19 protein-coding genes are annotated in these 19393 nt (G+C 42.5%); 11 read left to right on the forward strand and 8 right to left on the reverse strand.

Annotated features, from left to right (window positions below):
* Positions 1-16: 16 nt before the first annotated feature.
* On the reverse strand, positions 17-271 hold the full coding sequence (locus J8Z24_RS12410) for a helix-turn-helix domain-containing protein (RefSeq protein ID WP_125250973.1): 255 nt from the start codon (positions 269-271) through the stop codon (positions 17-19).
* Between the two features lie 227 nt (positions 272-498).
* Here J8Z24_RS12410 and J8Z24_RS12415 point away from each other — a divergent pair, with 227 nt between their 5' ends.
* Positions 499-1182: an XRE family transcriptional regulator gene (locus J8Z24_RS12415; protein WP_125250859.1), complete on the forward strand. Its 684-nt coding sequence runs from the start codon at positions 499-501 to the stop codon at positions 1180-1182.
* A 14-nt stretch (positions 1183-1196) separates the two neighbouring features.
* Positions 1197-1832 carry a LysE family translocator gene (locus tag J8Z24_RS12420; RefSeq protein ID WP_128732619.1) on the forward strand — a complete coding sequence of 212 codons (636 nt, stop codon included), beginning with the start codon at positions 1197-1199 and terminating at the stop codon, positions 1830-1832.
* Positions 1833-2046: 214 nt separating this feature from the next.
* On the opposite strand, the gene yegD is transcribed toward J8Z24_RS12420, so the two are convergent.
* Entirely contained in the window at positions 2047-3405 is a 1359-nt protein-coding gene (gene yegD, locus J8Z24_RS12425) for a molecular chaperone (protein ID WP_252094780.1), read from the reverse strand.
* Positions 3406-3646: 241 nt separating this feature from the next.
* Here yegD and J8Z24_RS12430 point away from each other — a divergent pair, with 241 nt between their 5' ends.
* From J8Z24_RS12430 to J8Z24_RS12470, 9 genes are all read left to right on the forward strand, one after another.
* Positions 3647-4429 carry a sporulation protein gene (locus J8Z24_RS12430; RefSeq protein ID WP_176031921.1) on the forward strand — a complete coding sequence of 261 codons (783 nt, stop codon included), beginning with the start codon at positions 3647-3649 and terminating at the stop codon, positions 4427-4429.
* A gap of 476 nt (positions 4430-4905) precedes the next feature.
* Positions 4906-5847 (forward strand): CHAD domain-containing protein, encoded by a 942-nt coding sequence (locus J8Z24_RS12435; protein WP_252094781.1) that lies wholly within the window; start codon positions 4906-4908, stop codon positions 5845-5847.
* Between the two features lie 23 nt (positions 5848-5870).
* Positions 5871-6770, forward strand: coding sequence for a DUF350 domain-containing protein (locus J8Z24_RS12440; RefSeq protein ID WP_125250863.1), 900 nt, complete (start codon positions 5871-5873; stop codon positions 6768-6770).
* Positions 6771-6857: 87 nt separating this feature from the next.
* Positions 6858-8510, forward strand: coding sequence for a polyamine aminopropyltransferase (locus J8Z24_RS12445; protein WP_252095637.1), 1653 nt, complete (start codon positions 6858-6860; stop codon positions 8508-8510).
* Positions 8511-8590: 80 nt separating this feature from the next.
* Positions 8591-9004, forward strand: coding sequence for a DUF2170 family protein (locus J8Z24_RS12450; RefSeq protein ID WP_125250865.1), 414 nt, complete (start codon positions 8591-8593; stop codon positions 9002-9004).
* A 15-nt stretch (positions 9005-9019) separates the two neighbouring features.
* Positions 9020-9709, forward strand: coding sequence for a PspA/IM30 family protein (locus tag J8Z24_RS12455; protein ID WP_147391321.1), 690 nt, complete (start codon positions 9020-9022; stop codon positions 9707-9709).
* Positions 9710-9778: 69 nt separating this feature from the next.
* Positions 9779-10417, forward strand: coding sequence for a DUF4178 domain-containing protein (locus tag J8Z24_RS12460; protein ID WP_252094782.1), 639 nt, complete (start codon positions 9779-9781; stop codon positions 10415-10417).
* Positions 10414-10740 (forward strand): hypothetical protein, encoded by a 327-nt coding sequence (locus J8Z24_RS12465; RefSeq protein WP_125250868.1) that lies wholly within the window; start codon positions 10414-10416, stop codon positions 10738-10740. Before J8Z24_RS12460 ends, J8Z24_RS12465 begins: the two co-directional genes overlap by 4 nt.
* A 567-nt stretch (positions 10741-11307) precedes the next feature.
* The gene (locus J8Z24_RS12470) at positions 11308-12492 is read left to right on the forward strand and encodes a cellulase family glycosylhydrolase (protein WP_252094783.1); all 1185 of its coding nucleotides are present in this window, start codon (positions 11308-11310) and stop codon (positions 12490-12492) included.
* Positions 12493-12556: 64 nt separating this feature from the next.
* Here J8Z24_RS12470 and J8Z24_RS12475 read toward each other — a convergent pair whose 3' ends face one another.
* From J8Z24_RS12475 to J8Z24_RS12500, 6 genes are all read right to left on the reverse strand, one after another.
* Complete coding sequence (locus J8Z24_RS12475) at positions 12557-13036, reverse strand: FKBP-type peptidyl-prolyl cis-trans isomerase (RefSeq protein ID WP_147389336.1); 480 nt, start codon at positions 13034-13036, stop codon at positions 12557-12559.
* Complete coding sequence (locus J8Z24_RS12480) at positions 13023-15449, reverse strand: Lon protease family protein (protein WP_147389337.1); 2427 nt, start codon at positions 15447-15449, stop codon at positions 13023-13025. The genes J8Z24_RS12475 and J8Z24_RS12480 overlap by 14 nt, the downstream gene beginning before the upstream one ends.
* A gap of 71 nt (positions 15450-15520) precedes the next feature.
* Positions 15521-15979, reverse strand: coding sequence for a zinc ribbon-containing protein (locus J8Z24_RS12485; protein ID WP_252094784.1), 459 nt, complete (start codon positions 15977-15979; stop codon positions 15521-15523).
* A 302-nt stretch (positions 15980-16281) separates the two neighbouring features.
* Positions 16282-17769, reverse strand: a complete 1488-nt coding sequence (locus tag J8Z24_RS12490) for a methyl-accepting chemotaxis protein (protein WP_176031926.1) — start codon at positions 17767-17769, stop codon at positions 16282-16284.
* Between the two features lie 10 nt (positions 17770-17779).
* Entirely contained in the window at positions 17780-18505 is a 726-nt protein-coding gene (locus J8Z24_RS12495) for a substrate-binding periplasmic protein (protein ID WP_176031927.1), read from the reverse strand.
* 10 nt (positions 18506-18515) lie between these two features.
* On the reverse strand, positions 18516-19187 hold the full coding sequence (locus J8Z24_RS12500; RefSeq protein WP_176031928.1) for a TorF family putative porin: 672 nt from the start codon (positions 19185-19187) through the stop codon (positions 18516-18518).
* Positions 19188-19393 lie beyond the last annotated feature (206 nt).

Raw genomic sequence — 19393 nt, forward strand, 5'->3', positions numbered from 1 at the left:
AGCTGGCTTTAATTTTTTACGCAGCTGTTGCTGTTCTTAGCCCCACAATCACATGTACGATATCCATTAAATAGACATCTTCTACCAAAGCAACGACGTCGTTCCACTTAGGATTGTATTCATTATTTTCCCAGCGTCTTAATGTGCGCTCTTCTATACCATAGCTTGCCGCTGACTCTGCCTGAGTAAACCCGCGACTTTTACGGGCAAATCTTAAGATAGCTGCACCAAGTGGTGCACGTTCAGAAACTAATGGTTGGCTCATTAACATCACACTCATTCCTTAAAATATTGCGCAAATAAGCCAAAATAAAACTAATCACTTATTTACGCAAACACTGACTAACTGCATCAAATGCGTAATTTAATGAAGATAATAGATCCATTTTTTACGCATTACAACTAATAAGTGGATCTTTTTTGCGTCACAAATGATTTTACTTCGTAAAAAATAGCTCATATAATGAGGGACATGTATTATAACTAAAGAGGCAACGCATGGAACAAAGTCTCATGAGCCTAGCTGAGCGCGTAGAATATGCGATCAAGCCAGACAGCATTAGAGCTTTTGCGTTAAAAATTGATGTATCAGAAGGGACGCTGCGCAGAATATTAAAAGGCGAAGATCCTAAATTAAGTGTTATAGAGCGCATTGCAACGCAAGCAAATGTTGACCTAATGTGGTTAGTCACTGGCGTACCGGTTGACTGCAAAACGCCATCTCCAGTCATTCAGCAACATATTTCTCTAGATGAATTCAATGAAGACTTCGTTATTGTCCCTGGGTATCACGTTTCTGTTAGTACAGGACATGGTGCATTTAACCAAAGTGCAGAAGTCGCACGTTATCTCGCATTTAGAAAAAAGTGGATTGAATTTAAAAATCTCGACAAGTCACAACTCGTCGTGGTGTTTGCCAAGGGCGACTCTATGGAGCCCACCATTCATAACAACAACACTATACTAGTCGATCTCTCAGATAAAAAGCTCAGTGAAGGGCTGATTTACGTGGTGCGACTTGGTGAAGAGCTTTATGCCAAACGTTTGCAACAAAACTTTGATGGCTCAGTGCGCTTGATTAGTGATAATAAAGAGTACAAAGAGCAAGTCGTGATGCCGAATGAATTAGAGCAATTGGAGATCCTCGGCAAAGTGGTATGGATTGGTAAGGATCTCATATAACGATAAGCGCTATGATGCTAAACCCTGAATACTTATTCTCATTCTTAATCGCCAGCACCGTGATTGCCGTTGCGCCAGGCCCCTCTAACGCATTTTTGATGGCGCAAACTTTTACTAATGGCCGTGCTGCTGGCATGCAAAGCGCATTGGGCTTTGCACTCGGTGGCGTGATCCACACCATTTTTGCTGTGGTAGGTTTGTCAGCACTACTAAAAGCCTCAGAAGCAGCCTATACCACAGTACAATATCTCGGTGCAGCTTATCTTGCTTATCTTGGCATCATAACGATTAAGGATACGTTAGGCCAAGCCCAGCTGGCCTGTGAGGATAAACCGCATGTAAGCACAAAAAAGCCTAAAAATGTAATGCTGCAAGCCATGATGACTGAAGTGTTAAATCCAAAGGTTGCACTTTTTTTTATCGCTTTTATTCCTCAGTTTGTCGATAGTAATTTAGCAACTTCAACCACGATGCAGTTGGCGATGTTTGGCTTACTTTATCCTATCTTAGCCTTTCCAATAGACTGTATGTATATCTATGGCGGCGATAAAATTGCAGGATATTTTCGACAACACCCAGCCGCGCCCATTTGGATTGATCGTATTTCAGGATTAATTTTTATTGCGCTAGCTGTCAACTTATTACGCTAATTGATGGTACTTCTCGTTTTTAGGGGCTGTCATACCTATTAGCATTAATAGTTGCTCAATTTGAAGACGTAACACTGACGCTAACTGCGTTAAAAATTTCCTATTTAGAACAGCTAAATAGCAAAGTTTTCGCCTTGCCTACATCCATGTCGGCAAGGAAAGCTTCTTACCCCAAGTTCAGGTAAATACTAAGACACATTGATGGCCGTAAGCGTTACTTAAATATTTTATCCGCCCACTTAGTTAACCCTGCCGTCACACTGCCAAAGTTGTCACCGTTAACCATCTCAATATCACCAATTTGCTGCGCAAGGGTTGCTTTAAGCAATGGAGACTGCGCACTACCACCGGTTAAATAGATCACATCAGGCTTTGCGCCTGCTTGGCTTATCGCTTCTTTGGCAAGCGCTCCCATTTGCTCAAGATTTAACATCACGGCGTCAGCAAAATCTTGCTGTGTGATAGTTTGAGTTAAGTGTGCTCCAATAAAGCTCAGATCGGCGTTGAACTGCTCCTGCTCAGATAGCGCTATTTTGCCAAGCTCACCTTCGCGGACAACTTGATGGGTCAACTTATTTTGTTGAATGGTCAGTAAACGTGCCAATTTGTCTGGCTCGGCAACGTCACGAAGCATGCTTTTTAGTTCACGTGTTAGTTTATCGCTATAAAAATCTAGTTGTGACTGGATGTCATTAATTTTACATGCCTGCCAGTATAGTTGACTCGGCATTGGCAGGCCTGAATTCATCTTTGAACCTAGCCCGCATAGCGGCATTAACTGATGATAAGCAAGAGCAATATCTAAATCATTACCCCCTACACGCTTTCCCGTGTGTGCCAAAAAGTCCTGTTGTCGCTGGTCGTTGTCGCGATAGCTCGGCCCCATACGCACAAAAGAGCAGTCGCTAGTACCACCTCCAATATCGACAACTAACACCAACTTATCGCGCTCAAGGCGACTTTCATATTCAATTCCCGCAGCTAAAGGCTCAAACAAAAAATCTACCGCTTGAAATCCAGCCCGTTTGGCTGCTGTAGTTAAAATGCTGATAGCCTGCTGATTACTCTCTTCGCCTCCGACGGATTGAAAGTTAACCGGGCGACCGATAACTGTATCAGTAAGTGTTTGTTGTAATTGAGATTCGGCTCGCTGCTTAATCTCTAACATCATTGCCGTTGCGATGTCTTCAAAAAATGCAACTTGTTGTGGCTTGAGGCCAACAGCACCAAAAAAAGACTTGGGAGATTTAACGTAAAAACCTTCTTCGGGAAATTCAATGTATTCGTTAATGGCTTGCTGGCCAAAAAAAACGCCAGTCTCTTGCGCGGTAAGATCTAAATCACGTTTTGCCTGCTGAGCAACACTCAGTAAGCCTTGACGAGACTGAGCATAGTCGGTATCCGCAATAGCAGCGTGGTGATGCACAAAAGCGGGGATAAGTGCATTGTGCATAGCATACATAGTTGAAGGTAGGTAATGTTTATCTTGCTCAAGACGCAGTAATTCTACTTCACCATTTTTCATGACGCCCATTGCGCAATTGGAGCTACCGTAATCAAACCCGACTTTCATTCTCTACCTCGAACAACTGAAAAGTCGCGAAGTGTACCATGATTGAGGTTATTGTCAGATGAATTTATTAGCGCTGATTGGGTTAATGTTACACTCTAATTCATCTTGTTGAAAAATAATACACAACCCAGAAAACAGCGTCTGCGAAACAGAAAAGCATTTGACGAATCTCTATTAATTCCTATAATCGACAGCGCAACACTTTCCATGATGGAAGGTCATAACATAAATAAGGATGAATATGTCTTTCTTTAAAAAAGCCCTTGGGGCTGTCGGTATTGGCGCAGCAAAAGTTGACACCGTACTGGATCATCATCAAGCCGCTCCTGGCGAAGAAATCTCTGGCATTGTAAAAATCATTGGTGGCAAAGTTGCACAAGAGATCAACAAAATAGATCTAAAAGTAATGTGTAATTACACCGTTGAAAAAGAAGACAGTGAAGGTGAGACAATAACGGTTACTAAATCGCATACTCTCGCTGCATTTCATATAGATGAACAATTTACCATCGAACCTGGTGATGAAAAGCATATTCCATTTGCGCTCGATTTAGCAGAAGAGACTCCACTGACCGTGGGTCAATCTAAGACGTGGATTGCAACCAACCTCGACATTGATATGGCACTTGATAAATCTGACCGCGACTATCTGCACATTGTGCCTTCTGAGCTACAACAAGCCGTAATCGATGCGATGGAAGCCCTTGGTTTTAAACTTTATGAGTCTGATTGTGAAGGTATTGATGAAGTATCCTTTTCACGTCTTCCATTTGTGCAGGAGTTGGAGTTTAAAACCATCACAGGCGATTTTCACGGTCGCTTTGATGAAGTCGAGATGGTCTTTTTTACCCGTGGCGAACAGCTAGAAGTTATTTTCGAAATGGATAGAAAAGCTCGAGGATTAAAAGGCTTTTTTGCTGAAGCCCTCGATCTTGATGAGTCTAAGTCAAGGCTATTAATAAGTGCAGAAGACATCGAAGCACTTGAAGACATCATCTACGACATGCTCGAGCAACATAGCTGAGCGAGTTGAGTAACAAGCAACCTCAGGTTAAATAGGCAGTAGTAATATCAATTTGACTTAATACTTGCTCAATTTAAAGGAGTAAACCTAACGCTAACTGCGTTAAAAATTTTTTATTTAGAACAACTAAATAGCAAAATTTTTGCCTGGTTATCGACAAGATTTTTTCGCCTCAAAATAGACCACTTAATTAAGAAAATTGGTATAACCTAATAACTACTGCTTTTTTGCCATATTAACAACAATACTTATAACAATAGAGTCTGTATGACGATAGGTTTTACTGTAATGCCATGCGCTTGTCATAATCAGCTGCTTAATTGGACAATATTGATGTTAGGAGTATAAGTTAAGAAAACCCTCTCTCTGACTTATTGTTACAATTTAGGGCTTGGTATTATAAAGCTTAATAGTTGACTTAAAGGCAATAAGGCAGCACATTAACACGAATGGTCAAGGTAGATTAGGTGACATGAATGTCCAACTTTAAAATTTGGCAATTAGTTAGCCTGCTGTGTGTAATGAGCTTTCTGCTAGGCTGTGAATCAAAAGAAGAGCGCCTCCAGCAAACCATCACACATACACTTCAAGACGCCTCAACAGCGATTAATACGTTGGGTACTGCGCTTGATAAAAAGCAGCTAAGAAATGCCAACCTATTGATTGAGTATGGCAAAGTACTCGCTCAGCAAAAACCTCAACTTAGTGAAATCGCTAAAATCATCGCACAAGATGCAACGAGCAGTGGCACACTTTATCAGAGTTTATTGACTCGTTATCAATCCCTTAAATCTCCAGCTCCGACAATGAGCAGCGACGATATCATTAACCAAGCAATACTGTTAAAAGAGGCAGCCTCAATTAGTCTGTTTAATGATGCACTAACCGATCCTATCAATGTGTTAGCGGATATGTCTGATGGTAAATTAGCCCGTGTCGGTGCTATCAGCCAACAGGCAGAACACATAACAAACAATGGTCAGGCAGCGGTGGGTAACCAGCTTGTCGGTAATGCAAACTATGGTGAATGGCAAACTGACTCAAATGGAACAAGCTTTTGGGTGTGGTATGGTGTTTATCGCATGCTTGGCGACATTGTCGGCGACGTCGAATATGGCCGCTGGAGTAAACATCGGAGATATAGCTATTACAGCGACTATGGTCGCCACAGATATACCAGCTATAAGAGCTACAAACGCCAAACTGAATTAGTGAAACGCACTAAGCAGTCCTATCAACGCCAAGGCAAACAATTTACTAGTCCTTATGCGAAGAAAAAAGCTGGCGCATCAGGGCTAAGCCGAAGCAGTAATACCCCCTCGTCGGTTACGCGAAGCAGCTATTCAAGAGCTTCCAGTTCAGGCTCAATTCGCAATAGCTCAAGTAGAACCTCCCGCGGCGTAAGCCGGGGCAAATAGCGCATATATAGCGGAGTTAACACATGTATCAATTTAACGGATTAACAGCTTGGACTTTTCAAGCATTGCTAATAGATATGGCGGTGATCGTCGCGCTATTTGTTAGCTTAAAATATATTAAAGGCTTGGTGTCTAACCTCCACGCCAACGACGAGATCACAGAAAGAGACAATTTTGCTTTTGGCTTGAGCTTTGCAGCTGGGTTAACTGGTTTAGCTATCGTTATCTCAGGCATAACCAGTGGCGCATTTGCCAGTTCACTTGCTCAAGAAGCGATTCAAATGGCAGGTTATGGCATCGTGGGGATCGTACTGATTAAACTTGGTCACTTTTTTCAAGACAAAGTTGCGCTGCGAAAGGTCGACCTACATGATGAGATCATCAAAGGTAACGTCACAGCTGCACTTATCGACTTTGGCCATGTGGTAAGTGTTGCCATTGTGATACGCTCAGCCTTGTTATGGGTGCTTACTGAGGGATGGTATGGCTTACCCATCGTCGTTGCCGCTTTTGTTATCGGGAACATCTGTATGCTATTGGTAACTCAGTATCGTGTACAACTATTCAAACGCACCAACAAGAGTGGCGACTGCTTACAGCAGGCAATTAAAGACAACAATGTTGCTGTGGGGATCCGTTACGCTGGCTTTTTAATCGGCTCTGCTTTGGCGCTTACCGCAGCTTCGGGTATCGCTCCTTATGTTGCCGACGATATCAATGCTAGCCTGCTATATTGGAGCCTTTGTGCCCTTGGCAGTGTGCTGCTTTTTATTGTTCTACACTTGGTGATGATCAAAATCATCCTTGCTGGCAAAGATATTTCTGATGAAGTAAATAGACAAAAGAATGTTGGTGTTGCAGCCATTTCAGCGGCACTCTCTTTTGCGATTGGCTTAACGATGGCAAGTTTGCTAGGTGCCTAACTCTTGAGCGAAACAGCACCACAAACTTCAACAAAGGTGGCCGGCAACTGGTCGTTGCTCGGTCACGACACATTACTTATCGGCGTAATGGCTATTTTGGCTGGTTGCGGCCTTATTTACGAATACTTACTCTCCCACTATGCTGGACGCGTTTTAGGCTCTGTCGAAAGTGCAATTTATGCAATGATAGGCACCATGATAGTTGCCATGGGTATTGGCGCTTTCTTAGCTCGTTGGTTCAAGGATCCTTTTACAGCCTTTGCTTGGCTTGAAAGCTTAATCGCACTGCTGGGAATGAGTAGTATTTTGATCATTGCCAGCGTCATCGCGCTCACCTACACGCTGCCCCATACGTTATCTAGTATCTACAGCTTGCCGACAGACAGCCTGCTTGATGGCATGCCATTTGAGCAACTACAAGACTTTGCACGATTTCTTCCCTATGTATTTGGGTTAATCTTAGGTATTTTTATCGGCATGGAAATTCCACTGATAGCGAGGATCCGTCAACAAGTATATGGCCGTTTTCTTGAAAATAACGCTGGTACTATTTATGGCGCAGACTACATCGGGGCAGGCGTTGGTGCAGCGATATGGGTGACCATTATGCTGGCACTGCCAATCATGCAAGCCGCGGCATGGACAGCACTTTTCAATATTATTGCTGGATTGATTTTTTTATGGCGCTATCAAGCCCATGTAAAGCTATCTAAACTACTTTTTGTCTGTCATTTTCTGTTACTGGGGATCTTTTTTATCATCTTAAATAATGGCTCTATTTGGATGAAAGACCTAAGCAATGTCTTGTACAAAGACAAAGTAATTTACTCAGAAGCAACCAAGTATCAGCATGTTGTTATTACCGAGCGTTTGAGTCGCACACAGCCGACTCCCATTAATGACTTATTCCTAAATGGCCGACTGCAATTTTCGTCTGTGGATGAGCAAATCTACCATACCATGCTCGTCTACCCTGCCATGCTTGCTTCAAATCGTCGTGAAAATGTCTTGATCATTGGCGGTGGCGACGGGCTCGCATTACGCGATGTATTAGAATGGCCCGTAAAAAGTGCCACCTTGATAGATTTGGATGGGCAATTACTGTCACTATTTGGCTTGGCGGATCAACCGTTTCCTCAAAAACCAGAGATCACAGCCAAACTGACTACATTAAACAAGGGGGCGTTAAACGATCCGCGAGCTACTGTCATTGTTGCAGACGCATTTTTAGAAGTTGAAAAAATGCTCGATCAAGGGCGGCAGTTTGACACTATCATTATTGATTTACCCGATCCAAACCACCCTGATTTGAATAAATTGTACAGCGACTATTTTTACAACCATGTACGTCAGTTACTCGCACCAGACGGCGCCTTGGCAATTCAATCAACTTCGCCCTACCATGCTAAAAAAGCTTTTATTAGTATCGCTAAAACCGTCAAGCATGCAGGCTTCACCCATGTGGAACAATATCAGCAAAATATTCCCTCATTTGGCCAGTGGGGTTGGACAATTGCAACCAGAGCAGGACAACCAGCAAGTGAAAGAATTCGCATTGTCACGACGTTGCCTGTGGCAAGTAATTGGATCAATAAAAATTATTTATTGTCTACTTTTGCATTTCCAAATCACTTTTTTGATGACGCAAAAGATATAGAAGTCAATCAGTTAGGGACGGGAAAGCTCTATGATTACTATCGCCAAGCATGGCAAACTGAAGATGAGTTGTACAAAAATTAACGCGCGACCATTGACATAATATGTCTTACGTGCAAATCTTAACTCAGACATAATATGTCAATACGAAAAGGTAAATGAAGATGGAATTAAATGAACTATCAATCAAATTAGCATCATTTGAAACTGAAGGTGCTAACTTCGAATCATTCCTAATCGCTAATGAGGGCGAGCAGGATGTATTGCAAGTGATTGTTGACGGAAATGACGAATTACCGATTTTTGTAACTCAGACTGAAGAGCAACTAGTGTGTATTAGTTACTTGTTCAACGAAAATGAAGTGAAACCTGAGTTACTCAACGAGTTAAATGAAGCATTATTAAAACTCAATGTGCCTATTCCTCTGAGTGCGTTTGCTAAAATTGATGAGCAGTATGCAATATTTGGTGCTCTAGCTGTTTCCTCCTCAATTGATGAAATCACGCACGAACTTGTCACCTTAGCTGATAATGCCATTGAAGCTTTAGATGCTGTGACTATGTATTTGAATGATTAGTATTGGAGTTGTGAAATGAGTATTTTAAAGAAATTATTTACCGCGGTCCGTGGTGGTGCGAGAGAAGTTGGTGAATCAATTGTTGATGCAAACGGCATCCGTATTTTTGAGCAAGAGATTGCAGATGCTAAAAACGCGTTAGCCAAAGCGAAGAAAAGTCTTACTGAAGTGATGGCTAAAGAAATGCAAACTAAGCGCAAACTCGCATCGCTTGAAGACAGCATCATTGAACATGAAAACTACGCAGGTGAAGCACTAGAAAAGGGTAATGAAGCGCTTGCGGTTGAAATAGCAGAGAAAATCAGCGAATTTGAAGATGAGCGTGCAGAGCACCAACAAGTGCTAGATGGCTTTAGTAAACATGTAATCTTATTGAAGCAACAAATTAAAGAAGCCGAAAAGTCGATAAAGGAAAATCAACGCCAATTGACTATGGTTAAAACCACAGACAGCGTTCAAAAAGCGACCATGGCAGTGAACAGCACACTAAACACCAATGAGTCATCAATGGTAAATGCCCGTCAATCTCTTGAGCGTATCAAGCAGCGCCAACAAGATAGACAAGACCAACTCGCCGCAGCGAAAGAGCTAGAAGCAGCTGCCAGTGGTGCTGATTTAAAAGCAAAAATGGCTGAAGCTGGAATTGGCTCTACGCCAAAGAGCAACGATATTCTTGAGCGCATTAAAGCGAAGCAAAACAAGTAAACTTGCTATTTTTTAAGAAGGGAGGCCTAGCCTCCTTTTTATCATTTTTGATAACCCTATAGGTGCATCATGTTTGGTTTCTTTAAATCTAAAAAAACACCTGAGCGACAACTTGATCATGCCAAAGATCTAAAAGTTGGAGACATGCTCACTATCATTGATTCATTTGCATACCCAAGTTGGCTAAAAGGCAAAACACTCAAAGTGATTGGGGTGCAAACATACCAATATGAACGAAGTGCCGAATACGAATTTGTGCTTGAAAGTGATTCAAGCAAGGTTACTTTTTTACAGATAGAACAAAGCGATGGTGAAGAGTACGCCAACTTCTCAATCAAGATCCAACGAGAAGATGTCGACGCGATTTTCAGTCTTGATGAGTTCGCACGGATTTTTGATGAAGAGTCGCTGACTCACATTAATACCCAAGCCACACCTGAGCCGTTGGAACGATTTTTAGGAAAAAGTTATCAGCAAAGTGAAGCTCCCTATGTTTGCTATTTTTATGACAGCGATTATCGTGACCGCGCCTTACCACGCTATCAAGATGAAAGTGGTGAAGCCTGTGAAGTCATAGAGCTTATTTCAAGCGATGAAAAATATGCTATCAACATCGAAGTCTGGGATGGTGGTGAAACGGATGTATCACTGACCATGTGCCGACCACTTAGCGATATTATAGATTTGTTTCCTGGAGCCAACTCGTGACTGACAGAGAGAGTAAGTGGAAACGTCAGGAAGTTGCATTAAGGGCCACACAGATGGCCTTTGACTTAACCACTGAAGTGCAAAAAAGTATCAAAAAACAAGCAATAGATGAAGAGCTAACCCCATCGGATATGATAAGGAAGATCCTCGGTTTAGAAGTAAAATCTAAAAAAACGAGGCAACGGTTATCTTTCAATCTAACTGATGACGAAATCATGCTATTAGCTAAACGCTTTGATGTCGACCCTACCGATAAACGGGCCGTGAAGCAGCAAGTGGCCAGCATACTATTGAGTCGCTACACACAGAGCAAAACCAAGTAACTTGAGCTTTAGCGCTAACGGTGTTGGGCTCAGTGTCAATTCCCCGCTGTTGGTGCATAGACTCGCCTTGCCTACATAATGCAGGTAAATCGCATTCCCCACTCAGACCTCAGATTAATACCAATTTGACTTAATACTTGCTCAATTTGAAGGAGTAAATCTGACGCTAACAGCGTTAAAAATTTCTCATTTAGAACAACTAAATAGCAAAATTTTTGCCTAGTTATCGACAAGATTTTCTCGCCTCAAAATAGACCTCTTAATTACGCAAATTGGTATAAATAATGATTCGCGGCGCTTTTTATCAAATGCCCCAAAGAAAATAAGCCAGCTGTCTCATTTCCACGTCTAAACCTTAAATTGGCAACGACTTTATCTCTGTTACTCTTTTTGACACATATCTATCCAATTTTAATACTTTACGATCAGGTTCAGACTAAAGTCTAAGACGTACCTATATTTTCTTAGTTAGATTAGAGTGTGCTGGGCTAGATAATCGGAGCTTCAGATAATCAATGCCTTTCTAGCAGCCAGCAAAACAACAATACACATGTAAAGGACATTATAATGAAATCAATCAATTTAACTGCAGCCGCTGTGGCGGTAGGCCTTGGTATGAGTCAGGCACAAGCCATCACTTGTGATGGTATCAATACTTACCCTGACTGGCCACAAACAAACTGGCAAGGAGTCCCAACTCATGCCAATACCAATGATAAAATGCAACATCAAAATAAACTCTATCAAGCCAACTGGTGGACGCAGTCAGAGCCAGGAACCAGCTCGGCATGGCAATACTTAGGGCGTTGTGATAGCAATACTCGGATCACGCCTTTTGAACGTCATGGACAGCTTTCAGTTTGTGATACTGGGCTTTGTAACGAGCGCCAAGAAAAAATTCAGTTACGCGGTATGAGTAGTCATGGACTGCAATGGTATGGACTGGGAAAATGCTTAACAGATCTATCATTCGACACACTTGCTGTTGACTGGCAAGCGGATATTATTCGCCTAAGCATGTACGTGCAAGAAGGCGGATATGCTACGAATCCAGAGAAGTTCACGGATGAAATGAATAAACTGATTGATATGGCCAGTCAACGTGGCTTGTATGTATTAGTAGACTGGCACCAACTTACACCTGGCGATCCAAACGCTAACCTTGAGCTTGCAAAGCGATTTTTCACCGATATAGTGACAGCAAACAAACACCGTAAAAATATCATCTATGATATCGCGAACGAACCTAATAACGTCACATGGACTGCGGTACGTGAATATAGCGAACAGATTATTCCTGTGATCCGTGCCATTCAATCAGATGCTATCGTACTTGTTGGCACTCATGGCTGGGCAACCTTTGGTCATTCTAGCGGCGGCAGCGTTGAAGATGTGCTCAATGATCCGGTTCCATTCAATAACATCATGTATACCTTTCACTTTTACGCAGCATCACACCAAGACAGTTATCGCTCAGTCCTTGATAAGGCGTCAGATCTGCTGCCTGTATTTGTTAGTGAGTGGGGCGCACAAAACTATGACGGAGATGGTCCCAATGACCGAATTAGTACGCAAAAGTATATCGATCTGATGAAGCGCAAAAAGATCAGTTGGACCAACTGGAATTATTCTGATGACTTTCGCAGCGGCGCTATTTGGAAAAGAAATACGTGTGCCAATCAAAACTTCGTGGATAGTCAACTAAAAGAGTCCGGTGTCTGGCTTAAAGACTGGATTGGTGAAGGTAGATAATTGCCGCATTAAGTAACTCAGGTATACGCAGTGCTATGCGTATACCTTTATGATTGTAACCTTATTACTCTACCGCTAATAACTCGACTTCAAACACCAATAATGAACCGGGTTCGATTTTACCTGCAGCACGGTCACCATAGCCTAAATCAGGGCTAATCCAAAAGCGATATTTATCCCCTTCTGTCATCAGCTGCACCCCTTCTGTCCACCCTGGGATCACTTGATTAAGTCCAAAGCTAATTGGTTGGTCACGCAAAACAGAACTGTCAAATACGGAACCATCAAGTAAGGTGCCATGATAGTGCACTTTCACTTTGCTCGTTGCACTGGGTTGTTTGCCGCCTTCGGTTTGCGTAATGATTTCATACTGAAGACCTGAGTCAGTTTTATGTACTTCAGCACGCTTCTCATTCTCTTTTAAAAAGTCTATGGCTTGAACCCGATTAAGCTGGGCAAGTTGCTTTTGCTTTTGGCCACCTCGAAAAAACATTACCGCAATGACCAACGCTATAATAACAAGGATAATATTAGTTGTTGTCATGGCTTTCTTCTCCTTTGTCATCATCGCCGTTTACCACTTTTGCAATACGCTCTAGCTTCGCCATTGCAACCGCATTGATACTGTCTTCAGGATAGCCTTCTTCACTCAGCTCTCCTGCGGCTTTATTCATTAACAAACTAAGCGCTTCATCCACAGTAGCTACGGCATACACATGGAATAAGCCTTTTTCCACAGCGGCAATCACTTCGTCGTCTAATACTAAATTCACTGTATTTGACTCAGGAATGATAACCCCTTGCTTACCAGTTAGGCCGCGCATTTTGCAGAGTTTAAAAAAGCCCTCGATTTTTTCGTTGACACCACCAATAGCTTGCACTTCACCGTGTTGGTTAATAGACCCAGTTAGCGCCAGAGATTGATCGACCGGTAATTGCGTCACCGCCGATAGCAGCGCACAAAGTTCAGCAAGGGATGCACTATCACCATCGATAAAACCATAGTTTTGCTCAATGGCAATGTTTGCACTAAGCGTTAAACTAAAATCTTGCGCGTATTTATTACCTAGATACCCCGTCAGTAACATTACCCCTTTTGAGTGAATTGATTTACCTAAATCTACCTCACGTTCAACATCAATAACGCCATCTGCACCGGCGTATACCGTAGACGTAATACGAGCGGGAGTACCAAATGCGGTATCGCCAATATGCAGTACGGTTAGCCCGTTAACCTTACCGATAGCCGTACCTTCGGTTGCAATTAACGTATGTCCTTCTTGAATATCACTGAGCATATTTTCACTCAACTGACCTGTTCGATACTCTTTTCCAGCTATCGCCTCATCAATATGATTGGCAGCTATCTGATTGACACCGTCTTGTTTAGCATAAAAACTCGCTTCAGCCACCAGCTCTAAAACATCAGCAAAACGTGCAGAGAGTTTGCTATGATGCTCCGCTTGACGATAACTAAACTTGAGCATTCGTGCCAACGCCGAAGAACTCAGTTCAATCTTCAAAGTCTCATTACAATACTCCATCACTTTGGTGATGAATTGGTACTGCATTTTATCTGAACTCGGTAAATAGTAATCAAAGTCAGCCAATACTCTAAATAGCTCTGCAAACTCTTCATCGTATTCACCTATGGTGTAATACAAATCTCGCGAGCCAAGCAGGATTATTTTTACATCTAATGGTATCAACTGCGGCTTTAAGGTAAAGCTGCTACCAACAGAGTTATCTTGATATGGTAAATCATTTTTAATTTGATGGGTTTTTAGCGAGAGCTTGAGGCCATCCCATACTTGCGCGTTGGCCAACACTTTTTCCGCATCCATGATCAAATAGCCACCATTAGCGCGATGTAAGGCACCAGCCTGTATAGAGCGATAGCTGGTGATCAGGTTACCCTGAGACGTTGCGTACTCTACCTTGCCAAAGATATTGCCAAAGGTAGGGTTTGGCTCGTATACAACAGGAGCAGGATCGTCTTCTTTAAATTCAACCAAAATATTGGGGGCAAAAAAGTCTGTTAGCATCCCTTTTGAATCAAAGTCATCTTTATTTTCATCATTACTACTGTCGTCATCTAACCAGTCTAGTACCGCGTCAACAATTTCAACTTTGAGATCTTTGAGATAACGCAGCACACCGATGTGTGCGGCATACTTGTGCTCAAGGGCTTTTAAAAGTGGCTTGGTCGCCATTTCAATGGTGGTCTTTTTAAGATTACGCAATCGCTCTGAAGATTCACGCTTCCACCTTGGCAACTCAATAAGAGATTCAATTAACGCATCTTCTAACGTTTCTATCGCTGTCAAGAAATGCGCTTGAACGTGCTCATCTAGTGCCGAAAACTCTGTATCGCTGAGTTGCTTACCCTCGACCACAGGCGCAAAGCCCACTGTACCTGTGTCTTCAATCAGTGCCACGCTCATATTGGTAGCTTGCTGCTCAACAGCAGTGATCGCAGCATCGTATTTTTGCTCAAACTCTTTATCTAATGACTTTTTCTTGCGTTGATAACCTGGATTGTCAAAAGCGGCTGGAAAAGTATCTAAGATTTCATCAATAAATGCGTCTATATCAGCTTCAAGCTGCTTACTCTCACCTGCTTGCATAAATAGTGCAATTGGCTCGCGGTGGTCGTCGTAATTATTAACGTACAACCACTCCTTAGGCGTTGGCTTTGTTTTACTGTGCGCTTCTAATTTATCTTTTACCATAGTAAACCGGCCTAATGCCGCCTCACCCATCACATAGACATTATAACCTGGTAACTCCATACCCAGAGCAAAGTCTAATGCGGTTTGAGCGCGCTGTTGGCCAATAAAAGGAAGTGCCTCTGGATACGGATTTTGGATACAATTTTCAATGTGATTCAACGAAACCGATGGTGCAAGCTGGCTTGCCTGTAATGATTTTTCAGACGACAATTTGGATTTGGTCATTCTAACTTCTTTGTATTGTTCGCATACGTTGGTCTGCTCAGTTCAGGGCAACCAAGCTAAGCGCCTACTTTTTAGGGCGCTAATGCTTTTCTAGTATATTCCCCATGCCCACATTCACTGCACGCTGGGATCTTGATGGCATAATAAACATCTAATTTATAGCCACAATTCTTACACACTAATTGTCCCAATGCTATCCATTCGCCCTCTTTATAAATGCCTTGATGCTCAAAATCTTTTAAAAGGGCAGACCACTCAAGCTGCGTTCTATCTTCTAATTGAGATATTTCGAATAAGATATTGGCCTTGAGCTCACTCCAAGCTGCTTCATCATAGAAGGATTTGTTTTCAAGCAAATGTTCTAGGTCACGCTTTAAATAGTAGCTGTAATCATCAAAGGTCTGCTTGGTGTAATCTTTTAATGCCCGTTGCACCTCCCAAAATCGCTTGGATAAGTCATCCACCTCGTGTTCTTTTACATCTTTTAGCCAATCAGAGAATTGATCTAACCATTCTTGATAATCCGCCATTACTGCGCTCCTGTTTTTGCCTTTCATTTAAGTGTAGACCAGATATATCAAGCACTGTATCGTCTATTAGCCCCTCCAGCAGGGCAAGCAATATATTGGTAGCTTATGAACGTAGGCGGTTGTAATTAATCATCTTAATCAGTGGCCTACTTTAAAGCGAGAAAACCCTGTCGTTCACACCGCTACCGCGTCCTGCTCACGCCGATTTAGCTTCTGTAAATAAGAAGTTTTTAGTGCAGTTAACGTCCGATTTATTCCTTCAAATTGAGCAAGTATTAAGGCTAGTTGGTATGATGTTAAGCTTACGTTTTAAAGACCTTCACTAAGGCTTGTAACTTAGAGGCTAACGCCTTCATGTCATCAGAGTATATTTGTACCTGCTGAATTTTAGACATGCCCCCCTGCCCTGCTGTAACGGCTTCATTTATATTTTTACTTAACGCTTCAGCAACCGTACTTTGCTCCGATACAGCGGATGAAATATGGCTAGACATGTGCGTTATCGACTCAACAGAGCCTGTTATGCTCACCAATGACTCGCTTGCTAAATTAGCAGCTGACATACTTTCAGTGCCTTTCCCTTTACTCTTTTCCATTACCGCAACCGCTGATTGGGAACCGTGTTGTAACTGATTTATTGTATCGTGGATTTCGGCCGTACTGGATTGGGTTCGGCTTGCCAAAGAGCGCACTTCATCTGCAACCACCGCAAACCCTCGCCCCTGCTCGCCCGCTCTTGCAGCTTCTATCGCAGCATTGAGCGCCAGCAAATTAGTTTGTTCTGCAATCGATTGAATCACATCTAAAACTGAAACAATGCCCTGGACACTAGACTCCAGTGAACTTATTACGGTTGCAGCTTCGTCAAGTTGCTCGACAAGCTCTTCAATCGCATGAATCGATTGCTGAAAAGCCTCTCTTACCTTATTAGCTTCGGTATTTGCAGTCTCGGCGGACTCAAGAGTTAATTTTGCATTATTTTCAATCTCCAATGCAGAAGAGGCCATTTGCGTAATTGCGGTCGCTATCTGATCCGTTTCTGCCTGCTGTGACGTCAAAAAGTCAACGCCTTCGGAACTCACACTGTTGATGTTTTCCGATACAACAAAAGAATCATCAACCGACTTTTTAACATGGTTTATCAACTCGGCAATTTTGTGTTCAAATTCATTAAAGGATGAAGCCAGTCGGCCAATTTCGTCATCGCGTTTTACGACTATCTGTTGCGTTAAATCCCCCTCACCGCTGGCGATTGTCGCCATTTTTTCAGCCACTTCATTCAACGGTGAGACAACCAATCGTTGAAAAATGAACGACAGCACGGCAACAAGAATGGCTGCCAGTAATAAGACCTTTATAATCGAACTAAAGGCAAGCCCTCGTAACGCATCATCAATAGAGTTTGAGTCAACGTAGACAGTGAGCCAGCCGACTTCATTCTCGCTACCGCCATCATCAAATATCAGTTTGCTTTTCAACACACCGGCCGTTTCTGTACCTTCAGTTTGCGCAAATGTTGCGCCTTCCATATCGCTCACAACAACTTTGGAAATTTTGTCAGACTTTGCCTCTGCCTCTATAAACTTTTTAACTTGCTGCTCTTGAAAGTTCCAAACGGCGTTAGGCAATGCTAAGCCCATTCTCTCTTGCGCTAACGCAACATCAGTATCCAGTTTTTGTTTCAGAACCATACTTTGATTCACATAATCATATACTCCGAATAACAGCAAAACCGTTCCCATTGAAAGCAAGGTTGTCAGGATAAGACGGAACAATATTGATCGAGTCAAAGTAAGCCTCCTAGTTTAAAAACTTAGCCATAATACTCTGCACATCTATTTTCTTCAGGCCAGAGTTATAGATTTGCTGCCACTTTTTACCCTGTTCATCATTTCTAAATGCAATATATAGCTGCTTCTCTTGTAACAAGGTGGCATTCATTTCCACCGCGTCTTTAAAGCGTGCCAATGAGCTGTCTGTTTGCAGCAAATAGCGCAACACATTGGCATCAATCACCGCTGCTGGGATCCGTTTCGCCCCCACTTTTTTGACATTCAATACATCTGACGGCACGGCTTCACCTACAATCGCACCACTGGCTATCATGGCATCTAGCTCTTGTGTATTCACATAATCTTGTACAACGCCTATCTTCATTCCCTTAAGGTCATTTACTCCAGTAAAACTAATTGGCGCGCTTTTGTTTTGTACTAACCCAAGCGGCCCCGAACCCATTGGCTCAGAAAACACAAACTCTTGGGTGTCATAATAATACTCAGGAAAATAGCCGACGTATTTAGAGCCGGACGAGGAAGCCGTTTTAACCGCTCTCGACCATGGAAAAAACTCCACCTCCAACGTGTGTCCTTCAGCCGCAAATGCCGCTTTTGCAACGGCCACCGATGCCCCCTGCTCTTGTAGAGATTTATCTGAATAGGGTGGCCATGATAATGATGTCAGATAGACTGTTTCTGCGGTAGCAAGCCAAGACAAAGTAACGGCAAAGAATCCGATAATTAGCTTCATATTTCATCCCTCAGAAATTAAATGTTCTAGATACGGTCGCCAAAATAGTTGAATCACCCTGTGTATCGAGGTCGGTATCTTCATACCCTAACGACAAGTTCCACCCTTCAATGGCGTAATTAAACGTAGCCCGCCAATGGAGATAATCATCCCCAGACTCCCACTGCCATTTATCTTCATCGTGACTCATTGAGTAATCCACGCCGACACCAAACGATAAGCGCTCTGTTAACGGAAAGTCATGAGTAAGCATCACAATACTGTGCCCGGCTCCTGTTCCAAAGTAGTCCCAAGCATGCCAAAAGTTTAAATTCGTATTGCCGTAGTTAAATTTAGCGTACGCCTCTGCATAATTATAATCATCGCTAATGTCGCCGCCATGATAGGTATATTGAGCAATACCTATATCTATATTAATTGACGAAGTTAACGCGGTGTAATAGCCAACGTAGCCGTCAAACTCGATATCTGTATCATCACCAAAATCAACGTTAGAAGCCCATACACCTGCGTACAAGCCAGAGTCACCAGCCCAATCAAAGCTCGCTTGAAGCGCAGGGTCTTCACCTGTTTGACTTACCCCGTTAAAGAGATAGTCAGATACTAATGTTACGGTGGATGAAGTCGCAGCAGATACGCTAAAACAGGTAAACAGAGATGAGCACAGCAATAGTTTTTTCATATTTCCTCGCACAAAGAGCAATAAAAAATATTTAAATTAATGCTAGTACAGTTTTTTGTGATGTAAAATTTTTACAATTTCTGCCCTGTTCGAGTGAGCGTCGTTATATCCATTGCTGTAACGGTATAGTGGATAAAAATTAAGGTATTTTGGTGCTGTGATTGCAGGCTAAATTCGGGTATGCTATCGGGCAATTTTCTATTAAA

Origin of the sequence: Pseudoalteromonas sp. SCSIO 43201 (genome assembly GCF_023716725.1) — a bacterium.
In the GTDB taxonomy this organism is placed as follows: domain Bacteria; phylum Pseudomonadota; class Gammaproteobacteria; order Enterobacterales; family Alteromonadaceae; genus Pseudoalteromonas; species Pseudoalteromonas peptidolytica.

Bases quoted from the DNA above. Each gene is read 5' to 3' on its own strand.
- J8Z24_RS12410 (WP_125250973.1), bottom strand. From the start codon at position 271: ATGTTAATGAGCCAACCATTAGTTTCTGAACGTGCACCACTTGGTGCA.
- J8Z24_RS12415 (WP_125250859.1), top strand. From the start codon at position 499: ATGGAACAAAGTCTCATGAGCCTAGCTGAGCGCGTAGAATATGCGATC.
- J8Z24_RS12420 (WP_128732619.1), top strand. From the start codon at position 1,197: ATGCTAAACCCTGAATACTTATTCTCATTCTTAATCGCCAGCACCGTG.
- yegD (WP_252094780.1), bottom strand. From the start codon at position 3,405: ATGAAAGTCGGGTTTGATTACGGTAGCTCCAATTGCGCAATGGGCGTC.
- J8Z24_RS12430 (WP_176031921.1), top strand. From the start codon at position 3,647: ATGTCTTTCTTTAAAAAAGCCCTTGGGGCTGTCGGTATTGGCGCAGCA.
- J8Z24_RS12435 (WP_252094781.1), top strand. From the start codon at position 4,906: ATGTCCAACTTTAAAATTTGGCAATTAGTTAGCCTGCTGTGTGTAATG.
- J8Z24_RS12440 (WP_125250863.1), top strand. From the start codon at position 5,871: ATGTATCAATTTAACGGATTAACAGCTTGGACTTTTCAAGCATTGCTA.
- J8Z24_RS12445 (WP_252095637.1), top strand. From the start codon at position 6,858: ATGGCTATTTTGGCTGGTTGCGGCCTTATTTACGAATACTTACTCTCC.
- J8Z24_RS12450 (WP_125250865.1), top strand. From the start codon at position 8,591: ATGGAATTAAATGAACTATCAATCAAATTAGCATCATTTGAAACTGAA.
- J8Z24_RS12455 (WP_147391321.1), top strand. From the start codon at position 9,020: ATGAGTATTTTAAAGAAATTATTTACCGCGGTCCGTGGTGGTGCGAGA.
- J8Z24_RS12460 (WP_252094782.1), top strand. From the start codon at position 9,779: ATGTTTGGTTTCTTTAAATCTAAAAAAACACCTGAGCGACAACTTGAT.
- J8Z24_RS12470 (WP_252094783.1), top strand. From the start codon at position 11,308: ATGAAATCAATCAATTTAACTGCAGCCGCTGTGGCGGTAGGCCTTGGT.
- J8Z24_RS12475 (WP_147389336.1), bottom strand. From the start codon at position 13,036: ATGACAACAACTAATATTATCCTTGTTATTATAGCGTTGGTCATTGCG.
- J8Z24_RS12480 (WP_147389337.1), bottom strand. From the start codon at position 15,449: ATGACCAAATCCAAATTGTCGTCTGAAAAATCATTACAGGCAAGCCAG.
- J8Z24_RS12485 (WP_252094784.1), bottom strand. From the start codon at position 15,979: ATGGCGGATTATCAAGAATGGTTAGATCAATTCTCTGATTGGCTAAAA.
- J8Z24_RS12495 (WP_176031927.1), bottom strand. From the start codon at position 18,505: ATGAAGCTAATTATCGGATTCTTTGCCGTTACTTTGTCTTGGCTTGCT.
- J8Z24_RS12500 (WP_176031928.1), bottom strand. From the start codon at position 19,187: ATGAAAAAACTATTGCTGTGCTCATCTCTGTTTACCTGTTTTAGCGTA.